Here is a 13,044-nt window from a genome sequence, read left to right as displayed (position 1 = left end):
GGACCGGTCGACCGCGATCCACCGCGCCCCCCAGCCAGCTCCACGCCCCTTTCTGGGAAGCTCTTTTCCCACTTGCAGGTCATGTTTCCACTGATTTTGCGATTTCTCGCTCTGGTAATTCTTACCGCAAATCGTGAGGGAAATCCGTGCTTCTCCCGCTTGCGGGCAATTACACCCATTTGACCACCTATTAAGGGCGGAGTATCCTTTAAAACGCGGGAGGGGGTTCAACGACCCTCTTTCAGTTCCTTTCCCCATGCAACATCCGAAGCTGACTGCACCTACCAGAAGCAACACCCACTCCAGTCAATCCACTCGCAGGTAGCGTTTGCCTTCGTAATTGGGCAGTGCACGCGCGCCTTCACCGGATTGGACTGCGGCTTTCTAGCGATCGGCTTACGCCATTCTTTTAGTTTCATTTATTTACAGGGGTTATCGCAGATGTTCTGCAAACACAAAACGGAAGACCGACCGATCCAACCGCGACAACGCAGCGGTTTTACCTTGGTCGAACTATTGGTTGTGATCGCCATTATCGGCGTCTTGGTTGGTTTATTATTGCCAGCCGTCCAGGCCGCGCGTGAAGCCGCTCGCCGGATGAGTTGCGGAAACAATTTAAAGCAACACGGAATCGCGTTGCACAATTACCACGACACGTACCATGCCATGCCGGCTCGCCAAGGTGGCCCGAACTGGACCGGCGGCAGTGCAACCGGAGTACCTCGCTGGAGCGCTTTTGTGGGGATGCTACCGTACATGGAACAGCAACCTCGCTACGATCAGATCACCAGCGGTGGCTACCATGCTTGGCATAGCAATGCCAACTCAGGTTATGTCGGCGAAATTTCTCCGCTGGTCTGCCCATCGGATGGACTTTTCTCATCGACGGGTCCCGACCGAAACGCCATGTACTCACCTTTGAACTACGGTTTAAACATGGGTGACAACTATGCGATTTCGGTCGACTCCAGCCGCGCCGACCAGAACATGCGTGGACTGTTTGGATACCTAAGCTACCTCGGCTTCAACTCAATCACGGACGGCTTAAGCAACACGCTTGCGATGTCCGAAATCATTGTCGCCCCCAACAGCGCGCGACTTGGACGCGCAGTGGGGAATTCGACGACGGATCCGCTCGCTTGCCGTGCGTACCTTGTAAACAACCAGTACACCTCCGGAAGCGTGATTGCACAATTTCGTTGCCATGGTCAACGCTGGCAGGATGGACGGCCTGGCTATTGTGCAGTCACAACCGTCCTTCCACCCAACCAAGCAACCTGCAGCTCACAAGCCGGTGCAGGCATCTACACCTCCGCCAGCCGTCACCCAAGTGGCGTCCAAGTGGTGCTCGCAGACGGTTCGGTTCGCTTTATCGCAGAAACGATCGATACCGGAAACCTCTCGTTGCCCGGCACCAATTCGGGACCTTCGCCCTACGGCGTTTGGGGTGCCCTGGGATCTCGCGACGGTGGCGAAGTGAATCAGTTGTAAGCCTGCTCCTTATCCCATTCGCGATTTATTTTACAAGGTTTTTTGATGTCGAAGTTTGCAATCCCCCGGCTTGCCGGGTTGCTGATGCTGGTCGCGCCATTGGCTTGGTCCGTTGGTTGTGATGGTGGCGGTGATCGCTGGACTCGCGATCGCCCTCCCGTCTATCCCGTCTCCGGTCAAGTCATCCTGAATGGCAAACCCCTCGAACAGGCAACCGTCACTTTTCAGCCAACCGACCCCAAAGGGAAAGCCGGATCCGCGGTAACCGATGCCGAAGGACGTTTTGAGGCGATGACGTTTGACGCCGGTGATGGCCTGACCGAAGGATCGCACCGCGTAGCGGTCAAGAAAACGGTTATGGTCGACAGCTCCGGCAACGTGGTAAGCGAAATCCGCGAACCTGGCAGTGTGACCGAAAAGAGTTTTGTCCCCGCGAAGTACTCCGATTTCGAAAAATCAGGGTTGGAGATTACGGTCTCCTCAGCCGAAGACAACGAACTAGCTCCTTTTGAAATCACTGAGTAAATCCGGTTTCGAAACCAAAAACATTTGGTTCGAACGGACAAAAGCATACGGATCGCCTTTTACCTTTGTGGTGAAAGGCGACTTTCCATTCCCCATCTTGCAACGATAGGTTTTCATATGCATGGCGCTGGTCTTGTAACTGCATGGATTATCGTCTGCGGGCTGTTCGCCTCGCACGCGTCGGCCACACAGGCTCAAACGGCAACACCAGCGCAGCAAATCGAAGTTCGTTCTCCGGACGGCCGACTGAGCCTTCAAATCGATAGCTCGGAAGGACTCTTGCAATACACGGTTCAAGCGGCGGGGAAGACGATCATCGCCGACTCGCGGCTAGGGCTAAGATTACAAGATGCACCGGACCTTGATCACGATTTTCGTGTGGTTGCCATCCGCAACACCGAGCATGACGAAACGTGGAAAACGGTCTACGGAGAACGCGCCTCGGTACGTGATCATTACCGACAAGCAGAAATCGACCTGATCGATACGCAAGTTCCTCCGCGGCGCCTGACCATCCGCGTTCGAGCTTACAACGAAGGGGTCGCTTTCGCCTACCACGTCCCCAAGCAAGCAGGCCTGGGACCCTTTGTGATCGAACAGGAACTAACGGAATTTCGGTTCACCGGAAACCATCCATGCTGGCCTGTTTACACGGCACAGGGGATCTATCAACAGACCGATTTGCAAAACGTAAAAAGTAACTGTGAACGGCCGCTGGTACTGGCAGCGGATTCAGATTCCTATATTGCAATCGGCGAAGCGCGGCTGGTCGATTATGCCCGCATGCGATTACAGCCAATCGACAATGCCGAAAACGCATTGCAAGCTCAATTGGCAAGCAAGGTCGAATGCGACGAAACCGTAACGACGCCATGGCGGTATGTGATGGTCGCCGATTCACCTGCACAGTTGCTGAACAATAATTTCCTAACATTAAACCTGAACGATCCGTGTGCGATCGAACAGACTGACTGGATCCGTCCCGGCAAAGTGATTCGCGAAGTGACGCTAACCACGACCGGCGGGAAAGCGTGCATCGACTTTGCTGTCGCCAACGGATTGCAATACGTTGAATTCGATGCAGGCTGGTACGGACATGAGTACGACGATTCGTCCGATGCAACCACCGTGACATTGGATCCAAAACGCTCCGCTGGCCCGCTCGACCTGCGCGGCGTGATCGAATACGGCAAAGCGCAAGGGATTGGAATCATCGTTTATGTCAACCGACGAAGCCTAGAAAAACAGCTGGACCAAGTGCTCGACCTGTACCAAGAATGGGGCATCGCGGGAGTCAAATACGGGTTCGTCAACGTGGGCTCGCAAGAATGGACGACATGGTTACATGACGCTGTCCGCAAAGCGGCAGACCATCAACTGATGGTCGACATCCATGACGAGTATCGCCCCACCGGATACGAACGAACCTACCCGAACCTGATGACCCAGGAAGGAATCGGAGGCGACGAGACGGCTCCCTCCAACGAGCAAACGTTGCGTATCCTATTCACGCGAATGATTGCGGGCCCGGGCGACCACACGATCTGCTATTTCAACAACCGCGTCACCCGCAACGCGAACCACGCCTACCAACTGGCTAAAGGCGTCTGTTTTTACAGCCCGTGGCAGTTTCTCTATTGGTACGATCGCCCCAGTGCATCCAAACCCAATGGCCCAACCAGCGGGCAAGGGATCATCGGCCAGGAGCCTGAACTGGAATTCTACCGTGAACTTCCCGCAGCATGGGATGAAACAAAAGTACTCCAAGGTGCCATTGGCGAATTCGCCGTGATCGCCAGGCGGAGCGGGAACAATTGGTTCCTTGGAGCCATGAACGGTGACCAACCGCGAACGATCGAAGTACCACTGGACTTCCTCGGGTCCAGCAACCACTACACCGCAAGGCGATACCAACACGATCCGAAAGTCAAAACACGAACCCACGTCGCCATCCGCAACCAAACCGTGTCCGACAAGGACACATTAAAGATAAAGCTAACGATCCGTAGCGGAGAGGCCATTCACTTTATCGCAGACAAAGCACATCGCTAAACCACCAAACAAAGACCAACGGAACAAACACATTGCAATGGGATCACGTTCGCGAACGGTTCCAATACTTTGCGCCAACGGCAATTCAACTGCAAACCGCTGAAGCAGCAAATTGATTCAACGGAGCGGCAAGGCCCACGAAACAACTCACTTCGCCAAAGCCCGTCGATCGGTTGACTTCGCAAACGCCAGAACACAGACGCAAGAACCTGTCCCACAACTTTTACTGCCAAGTCCTCGTCGCAAAACGAGAAGGCTCAATCGTCCTAATTAGCGATTGGGACGAACACGAACCTATTCATTTGCACACTCTTCAAAACACATTCTTAACCAAACCTGCATATACCAAACGCATTTATGAGTATTCAGAGTACTTTGTGTAGTGTTTTGTATTTAATGTTCTGGAGCAGTGAGCAAATTGCCTGACCGAGACCTACGCTTGGTATGATATGACCATCGCGGCGCATCGGAGGTCGCGTGTCGGCAGCTAATTCCTGCGCTTTTCAATTCAATGCTTTTCCCGTTGCTTTTCGAAAGGTTTCCAGATGCTTCCCCTGACGCATAATCGTAGAAGGTTTGGGTTCACGCTTGTCGAGTTGTTGGTCGTGATCGCGATCATCGGAGTTCTTGTAGGGCTACTTCTTCCGGCAGTGCAAGCGGCACGAGAGGCCGCTCGTCGAATGCAGTGCTCCAACAATCTCAAACAAATGGGATTGGCCATCCACAATCACGAGTCCACCTTTAAATACATGCCGGCTTGGGGCAAAGACATTGCAGCGGCAGACTACCCAAGCCCCCCTAATCCGCTTGGACAAAACGCAGCCCATGGCCCCCTGCTTCACCTGCTGCCGTACCTCGAGCAGAAAAGCCTTTACGACCTGTACGACCCTAAACGATCTTATCTTGATCCGATCAACATGCCCGCACCGTGGGGGACATTGGACCCTGGTGCTTTCACGCCTGTAACGGCTTACCTCTGCCCATCCACGCCGGGCGATCCCCCTGGAGATTACGGTACTTATTTCGAATCGATCGGGTTGCCGGGCGGATCCTTTAACGCGCCGAGAACAGACTATTCGCCAATTCGCGGACTGCATCGAACCCTTGCAGTTTGCGCGGGGATGCCAGACGTTTCTACGAACAATGGCATGCTCGGATCGACAGACCTCGAACGTAAGTGGTCTATCAAAATGAGCGAAGTGACCGACGGCCTATCCAACACGATTCTTTTCGGCGAACAAGCAGGCCGCCAAAAACTGTACTTCCGAAACAAAAGCACGCCGGGCAGCACCCTTCTGGATGGCGGACTGACTTTAAATTCATACTACGGTGATCAGAACATTGCCAGGCAACTGCGCGGCTATAGCGGAGCATCAATCGCGGACCCCGAGCAACCGGGATGCTCGGCAATCAACGTCTACAACCTTAACGGTTTGTACGCGTTTCACCCCGGCGGAGTCCAAGTGGTGCTGGGCGATGGCTCGGTGCGATTTGTTTCGGAAACCACCTCGGCCACCGTGTTTGGCAGCTTGGTAACCCGCGACGGTGGCGAGGTCGTATCGCTGGACTAGGGCCCCACTTCATTGGCCCGACGGAACTCGGGCCAATTCAATACCCGCAACGGAAATCCCGCTCGCTGGGGAAAGATGTAAGCGTGCGCCACGCACAACGCTGTCACTTCGTTTAGCAGCGTTATGCCGAAGCGTGCTGGAGTTCAAATATTTTACTTGGGATTCTTATATGCTAACGAATAGTATTGCTCGATTCTTTCGAAACGGATCGTCCCTCGGCCTTCTGCTTTTATGCAGTCTCGTAGGCTGCGGTGATTCGCACGGCCTGCTGCCCGTTACCGGCTCCATTACGGTCAAAGGAAAACCGGCTGCCGGAGCCGTGATTATGTTCCACTCGGAAAACCCTGAGCAGTCCACGGCGACAGGAGTTGCGGACGCCTCGGGAACTTTCTCGCTGGTTTCAGACATGAATCCGGGGATTGCCCCCGGCAAGTACATTGTGACCGTGCGGTGGCCGGATGATTCGAAGAAACCGACTCAGACTGAAATCATGATGGGCACCGCGGAACCGGGACCAGACTTACTGAAGGGAAAGTATGCGTCGAAAGCTGCTACGTCCCTATCCGCAGTCATCGATGAAACGACGACCACGCTGCCTCCCTATGCGCTTTAGGCAGCCGAGGCACCCGGGTGGCTGACCGCGTGATGTTAGCCCATGCAACAAATCCAATCACACTTAAGTGTTTCACTAAATGACACCTCCTCTGAAGATGATTTTCTCGGCATGCTGCGTCGCACTGGCGGGACTTGCTGGCAGCATTCCGACATTTGGCCAGGAAGCGCTGAGCGGACAGGCTGCGACACCTTCGCACACCGCACTTCCCGCTCAAACCGACTTGGACCTTTACGTCCAGAAACCGGACGCTGCGTTTGAATGGAACATCGTCAGCACGACCAAAAACGAAAACACGACGACCGTCGTTGTCGACATGGTTTCACAAACTTGGCTAACCCCAAAGGAAGTCGATCGGCCCAAATGGCAACACTGGGTCACTATTGTGATCCCAGATAAAGTGCGATCCGATATTGGATTCCTGATGATTGCCGGAGGCCGCAACGGTGGCCAGCCACCTACATCAGCCTCTTCGGAAACCATTAAGATCGCCGAGGCGACCGGAACCGTTGTGACAGAATTGCGGATGGTTCCCAATCAACGGTTAGTCTTTCATGGCGACGGCGTCGAGAGGAAAGAGGACGACCTGATCGGTTACACCTGGGCACAGTTCATGAAAACAGGGGAAAGCCGCTGGCTCGCGCGCAATGCAATGGTCAAGAGCGCCGCCCGAGCGATGGACACGATTACGGCGGTGGCCAAGCAAATAGGCGATCACGACGTCAATCGGTTCGTGGTCGCAGGAGCCTCGAAACGCGGTTGGACGACCTGGCTGACCGGTGCCGTTGATGATCGGGTTGTCGCCATCATCCCCATCGTTATCGATGTGCTCGATGCCAACAAATCATTGCGTCATCACTTTGCCGCGTACGGCTACTGGGCACCTTCGATTGGCGACTACGTCCAGCACAACATCATGCAGAAAATGGATGACCCGCGGATGGACGAACTGCTGCAGCTGGTCGATCCATACTTTTATCGTCATCGATTAACAATGCCCAAGCTGATTCTCAACGCAGCTGGCGATCAGTTCTTTCTGCCCGATTCGTCGCAGTTCTATTTTGCCGAACTGCAAGGCGAAAAACACTTGCGGTACGTTCCCAACACAGATCACAGCATGGATGACAGCGACGCTTTAGAATCCGTCATTGCTTTCTATGCAATGATCGTCGCCGATCGGGAGCGACCGCAGTTTTCCTGGCAGGTGACAAGCGACGGAGTGATCAAGGTTTCTCCAGACGATGCGCCGACAGAAGTACGATTGTGGCAAGCAACCAACCCGGAAGCCCGTGACTTCAGACTGGAAACATTTGGTCCCAAGTACACTAGCAAGCGACTTACCGCCCAACCCGACGGTTCGTACCTGGGCAGCGTCGACGAGCCATCCGCAGGCTGGACCGCCTATTTCGTTGAACTTACCTATGACGTGGGACTACCTGTTCCGCTCAAATTGACGACGGATGTTTTCGTGACGCCCAACACGTTGCCGTTCGCCGATCGAGATAACTCGCAACCTCCGACGATTACGCTCAAGTGCACAACCGAATCCGAAGCGGTTGCCGCAAAATTGATGTCCGATGCACAGGCATTAGCGCAGGCCAATCTTCAGCTTAAAGATTTGACCCTGCGGCAAACGGATTCGACATTTTATCTAAATTGGTCGCCACAAGATTTTGAAAAAGAAGCGGGACCGATTGTAAAATGGCTTCAAACCCAGCCCTGCAAACAGATAAGTGTGCAGCTTGAATCCGGTCCCAACATTACCGTGACGCCCTAGGGCAAGCGAGTGCTCGCAGGCCTCCATACAGAATCGGCCCCATGCCAGCTTGCCTGGCATGAAGCAAAGATTTGAAATTAGAACACATGCATTGAACAACTCCCGTCTCTGGTTCGGCTTGCCGCTTTCAGCGGCAAGCCGAACCAGAGACGATACGCTGAGGCTGACCGCTTCTAATTTCAAATCTTTCGTTCCTGTCGGGTAAACCGACGAGGGGACGCAGTGCTAGCGGGAGCAAAGTAGCCAACTCGGAATAGCACAACTTCCAAACTTACGCGTCGAGCAGGATCCTTGCGCTAAAGCCATTTACGTTCTGACGGGAAAGTACCCCCTACCGAAATCCGGCACTTCTAAAATCGACGTCCCCGCGAAAAGCGACACTTAATCATTCACTCTCCCCGGCTTTTGGCGAGCCTTCTGACCGTGGCGAAATTTGACACCATCGCCTGCAAACGGTAGTCTGGGTGCAGGCTTGCGCTTACCGTTTTCTTGATTATCGCTCACTTTGTGGCGTCGCGAACGGTTTCTGCGAGTCTCCCCACCTTGAATTCCCACCTCAGACGCTGCTTCGAAACGGGTGGTAAACCCTCCTTTGGATGGTTCACCGCAGTCCGATTTTCGTTGTTATTTTCATCGCGCACCACTCTCCCACTTCAATGAGTCCATAAGACCATGGGACGCTGGATTTATTTAACTGCACTCCTGACAATCGTCGGTTGGTCTCCCGCCTGGGGCGCTGACCCTGCTGCCGATTCCGATGCAGGTCAAGCTCTCTTTGAAAAACAGATCGCCCCCGCTTTGGCCAAACACTGTTACGAGTGCCATGCCAAGGACGCTGAGGATATTGCTGTGGGCCTTGAGCTCGATTCGCCCACAGGGATGATGCGCGGCGGGGATTCGGGACCGGTCATCATCCCTCACGATCCCGACAAAAGCCTACTGCTGCAGATGATCCGGCAAGACGAAGACGTCTCTCCGATGCCTCCCGATGAAAAGCTAAGCGACGAAACCATCGCGGCTTTCACCGAATGGATTCGCCTGGGAGCCCCTGATACTCGCCGCGACGATGGGCCTACGGCGAAAGAAGAACGGCTTGCCGAAGGCCGAAAGCACTGGTCATTTCAAACACCACTGCGAGCGGAGCCACCGACGGTTAAGAATGCGGATTGGCCTCGCACCGCAATCGATAAATGGACGCTGGCCAAAATGGAAAGCGAAGGCGTTCATCCCGTCGAGGACGCCAACCGCCAAACATTGGTCCGCCGCATGACCTTCGATCTGGTTGGACTTCCTCCACTACCCGAACAGATCCAGCGGTTCGCCACTGGCGACAATCCAGAACCGATTGCCACACTCGTCGACGAATTACTGCAATCGCCTCAGTTCGGCGAACGTTGGGGACGGCATTGGCTGGACATTGTCCGCTTCGCTGAATCAAGCGGAATGGAGTTCAATTTCACCTACCCCCACGCATGGCCCTATCGCAACTACGTCATCGATTCTTTCAATCGCGACAAACCTTACGACACTTTTTTGATCGAACAGATTGCGGGCGATTTAATCCCTCCCACAGGCAACGAATCGGAGGAACTGCTAACGGAACGGCAAATCGCTTCCAGCATCCTTTCCTTCGGCCCCAAACGTCACAATTCAAGTGGCACGGGATTCCGAATGGACATTGTTGACGATCAAATCGACACGGTCTTTCGCGCAACTCAGGCGATGACCGTTGCCTGTGCACGCTGCCATGACCACAAATTCGATCCCATCCCAACGACCGACTACTACGCGCTGGCAGGGATTTTCCTCAGCACCGAACCGCTGTACGGGACGATCAAACAGAAATACAGCAACAACCCAACCGACCTTATCCCCATCGGTGAAAACGGCAAAGCCAAACACGCGGCCGCCGAAAAACACGCCGCTGCACTGGCCGAGCTACAAAAGTCTTTGGCGACAAAAAAAGCAGAACGAACCAAAGCAACCGAAGCGGAAAAAGTCGCGTCCGAGAAACAGGCGACCGCGGATAAACTGGTTAAAACAGAAACTTCAACATTAGAAACAGGCCCAACGGCCGAAGCGACCAAAGGACTGGAAGAAGCGACCGCCGCTTTTCAAACAGCTAAAGCAAACGCCGCCAAACTAAAAGAAGAAACGGCCGCGATCGAAAAACAGATTGCAGAAAACAAGGCCAATAAACCTCCACGTCCAGCTTATGCGATGAGTGCCCGCGATCGCAGCAAACCGGCCGACACAAAGGTAGCGATCCGAGGCAACTATCGTGATCAAGGGGAATCGGTACCTCGCAACTTCTTGACCGCGATTCCACACCTGGCTTCGCTTGACATCCCACCCGAACATAGCGGGCGATTGGAAATGGCCAAGGCGATCGCGAGCCCAAAAAATCCGTTGACCGCACGGGTCATGGTGAACCGGACCTGGCATCACTTGCTTGGCCGCGGACTTGTTTCCAGCGTCGACAATTTTGGCTTGATCGGCCAAACCCCAGTGAACCAAGAACTACTTGATCACCTGGCTCTTGAGTTCATGGAAAACGGCTGGTCGGTAAAACAGATCATTCGATCGATCATGCTTAGCCGAACCTACCAACTAAGCAGCTACAAAGACCCAGACAACGTGCAGATCGATCCGATCAACAAAACCTACTGGCGTGCAACCCCACGGCGACTGGAAGCCGAGGTGATTCGCGACGCGATCCTGCAAGTCAGTGGCGAACTGAAAAACGATCGACCCGCCGGCTCCACCGTAACGGGACTTGGCGACCAAATGGTCCGCGGAATCCCAACCGCCAAAATCCAACCTGACAGCCAGCATCGCAGCGTCTACCTGCCGGTTGTCCGCGATTATGTGCCCGAGATCTTCGACCTGTTTGATTTCCCTTCCCCCAGCTTGGTAAGCGGCAAACGGAGCGTCACCAACGTACCGGCTCAGGCCCTTTACCTCCGCAATTCGCCATTCGTTAACCAACAATCACAGGCGGCCGCCAAGCGTTTACTTGCCACGTCCAACGTGTCGGATGATGCGCAGCGGGTGCGGCTTGCAATGTTGTGGTCTCTCGGCCGTGAACCACATCCGCAGGAAGCCACCGCAGCCTTGGCGTTGGTGAATCAAATCCGTACCGCTGCACAAGAGGATACGGAAAGCGACGCAGAAAACACGGCGTGGGCCGCTTGGTTTCAAACGCTATTCACAACGGCTGAGTTCCGATACTTAGTTGACATTCATTGATACTGACAGTCACCCACTGCCCACAACATTCCTTTCACCCAGCGTTCCGTCATGACCAATCCCTCCTCGGCGTCACTCGCTTCCCGTCGGCAATGGCTTAAGGTCGGTTCCTGTGCAATGGGATCGCTAATGGCAACCGGCATGACCCCATCCTCAAGCGATGCCGGTCTGCTCTCGCCAAAGCAACCTCACTTCACCCCGCGGGCAAAGCGGGTGATTTTCCTGTTTATCAACGGCGGTCCTTCGCAATTCGAATCCTTCGAATACAAACCGGAACTAAGGAAAGCGAACGGAAAGCAGGGGAAGAGCAAAAAGAAACTGCTTGGCCCTCTGCTTGATTTCGCTCAGCATGGCGAAAGTGGAATGTGGGTTTCCGAAGCCTTTCCACACCTAGCCAAACAGACCGACCAACTATGCATGCTAAACGCCATGCAGACGAACAGCCGCGCTCACCCGCTGGCGATCCCACTGCTGCATACCGGCGAATTCCAATTCCAACGCCCGTCACTCGGGTCCTGGGTGCTGTATGGGCTGGGAACCGAGAACCAAAATCTCCCCGGCTTCTTCACCATCAAACCGACACGAACCTTTGGTGGGCCCTCGAACTACGGCAGCGCCTTTTTGCCTAGCAGCTACCAAGCGACTCGCCTGGGCTGGGACGGGCAGGGGATCAAGGGTGCAAACCTGCAGAACCTGACACCGGGAAATCTTCAATCCCCGGACGCAGCGCGACAGGCTCTGGATTTGGCGCAGATGATGAACCAACAACTGCTAGACCAAACGACCGAAGCCCAAGGCGTGATCGATTCGTTAGCGCTTAGTGAACGCATGCAGCAAGCGGTCCCTCAAGTCCTTGACATCGAACAGGAAACACAAGGGACCCTGGACCGATACGGAGTCAACACAAAAAACACGGATGATTTTGGCCGCCAATGTTTACTTGCTCGCCGATTGGTCGAATCGGGCGTGCGGTTTGTCGAAGTCCACTCAAGTGGCTGGGACCATCACAGCAATCTGGACAAGTTCAAACCCAAAGCCGAAACGATCGACAAACCGATTGCGGCGTTGCTGGCTGACCTAGCCGAACGAGGAATGCTAGACGACACCCTTGTCGTCTGGACAGGCGAATTCGGTCGCACCCCTGAAACCCAGATTCTATCCGGCAAGGAAACCATCGGCCGTGACCACAACGCCGACGGCTATACCGCGTGGATGGCAGGCGGAGGCGTTCAAGGGGGGCTGACGTACGGCAAAACCGATGACCTTGGTTACAAGGCCGTCGAAGGGGCCATCCACCTGCATGACTTCCACGCCACGATCCTCCATTTGCTGGGCATCGACCATACCAAGCTGACCTACCGATATGGCGGCCGCGATTTCCGTCTAACCAACGTCTACGGCGAAATCGTTCACGACATTATCGCCTAACCGTCCGTCCGGAACGCTTTCCTGTGAGCGTTCTATCGCGGGGGATGTGAAATCTATAAACGAAGGGGTTGCAGCAGTTAACGGGTCTACCGTGGGCCGAGTGAACACGTAGCCCGGAGGGCGGCAGATACTTGCCGGCGGCGCGAGCCGCCGGAGCGGGGATCGCGAAAAGGAAAGCCCAGCGGGCGACAGAACCATCCTTGTCTGTCGCCCGCTGGGCTTTCATGCGCACGCTCGCTAGGCTTCCGTTGGCTTACGCCAACGGCAAGTATCTGTCGCCCGCTGGGCTAAAAGCACTGCACTCAGACTCCGATGGGCAGGGTTGAAATCGATAAACG

At 54.6% G+C, this 13,044-nt stretch carries 9 protein-coding genes; 8 read left to right on the top strand and 1 reads right to left on the bottom strand.

The genetic code is table 11. From position 1 onward, the window contains the following. Positions 1-441: 441 nt before the first annotated feature. The 7 genes from FF011L_RS02705 to FF011L_RS02675 all read left to right on the top strand — a co-directional run bounded on the left by FF011L_RS02705 (position 442) and on the right by FF011L_RS02675 (position 11,278). The gene (locus FF011L_RS02705) at positions 442-1,491 is read left to right on the top strand and encodes a DUF1559 domain-containing protein (protein ID WP_145350033.1); all 1,050 of its coding nucleotides are present in this window, start codon (positions 442-444) and stop codon (positions 1,489-1,491) included. Positions 1,492-1,536: 45 nt separating this feature from the next. Further along, positions 1,537-2,016 carry a transthyretin-like family protein gene (locus FF011L_RS02700; RefSeq protein WP_145350032.1) on the top strand — a complete coding sequence of 160 codons (480 nt, stop codon included), beginning with the start codon at positions 1,537-1,539 and terminating at the stop codon, positions 2,014-2,016. Between the two features lie 117 nt (positions 2,017-2,133). Beyond that, the gene (locus FF011L_RS02695; RefSeq protein WP_145350031.1) at positions 2,134-4,068 is read left to right on the top strand and encodes a glycoside hydrolase family 97 protein; all 1,935 of its coding nucleotides are present in this window, start codon (positions 2,134-2,136) and stop codon (positions 4,066-4,068) included. Positions 4,069-4,613: 545 nt separating this feature from the next. Next, positions 4,614-5,639, top strand: coding sequence for a DUF1559 domain-containing protein (locus FF011L_RS02690; RefSeq protein WP_145350030.1), 1,026 nt, complete (start codon positions 4,614-4,616; stop codon positions 5,637-5,639). Positions 5,640-5,808: 169 nt separating this feature from the next. Then, positions 5,809-6,252 carry a transthyretin-like family protein gene (locus tag FF011L_RS02685; protein WP_145350029.1) on the top strand — a complete coding sequence of 148 codons (444 nt, stop codon included), beginning with the start codon at positions 5,809-5,811 and terminating at the stop codon, positions 6,250-6,252. 79 nt (positions 6,253-6,331) lie between these two features. Beyond that, on the top strand, positions 6,332-8,029 hold the full coding sequence (locus tag FF011L_RS02680; protein ID WP_145350028.1) for a PhoPQ-activated pathogenicity-related family protein: 1,698 nt from the start codon (positions 6,332-6,334) through the stop codon (positions 8,027-8,029). Between the two features lie 672 nt (positions 8,030-8,701). Next, a complete protein-coding gene (locus tag FF011L_RS02675; RefSeq protein WP_145350027.1) occupies positions 8,702-11,278 on the top strand; it encodes a DUF1553 domain-containing protein in 2,577 nt (858 codons plus the stop codon). Here FF011L_RS02675 and FF011L_RS26715 read toward each other — a convergent pair. Further along, on the bottom strand, positions 11,272-11,421 hold the full coding sequence (locus FF011L_RS26715) for a hypothetical protein (protein WP_246109685.1): 150 nt from the start codon (positions 11,419-11,421) through the stop codon (positions 11,272-11,274). The two genes, FF011L_RS02675 and FF011L_RS26715, sit on opposite strands and share 7 nt — an antisense overlap. Between FF011L_RS26715 and FF011L_RS02670 the strand changes: the two genes are divergently transcribed. Next, positions 11,420-12,706, top strand: a complete 1,287-nt coding sequence (locus FF011L_RS02670; protein ID WP_246109684.1) for a DUF1501 domain-containing protein — start codon at positions 11,420-11,422, stop codon at positions 12,704-12,706. The two genes, FF011L_RS26715 and FF011L_RS02670, sit on opposite strands and share 2 nt — an antisense overlap. The last annotated feature ends 338 nt before the right edge of the window (positions 12,707-13,044 follow it).

Source organism: Roseimaritima multifibrata (assembly GCF_007741495.1).
Classification (GTDB): Bacteria; Planctomycetota; Planctomycetia; order Pirellulales; family Pirellulaceae; genus Roseimaritima; species Roseimaritima multifibrata.
This window is presented reverse-complemented; position numbering and strand designations above follow the sequence as displayed.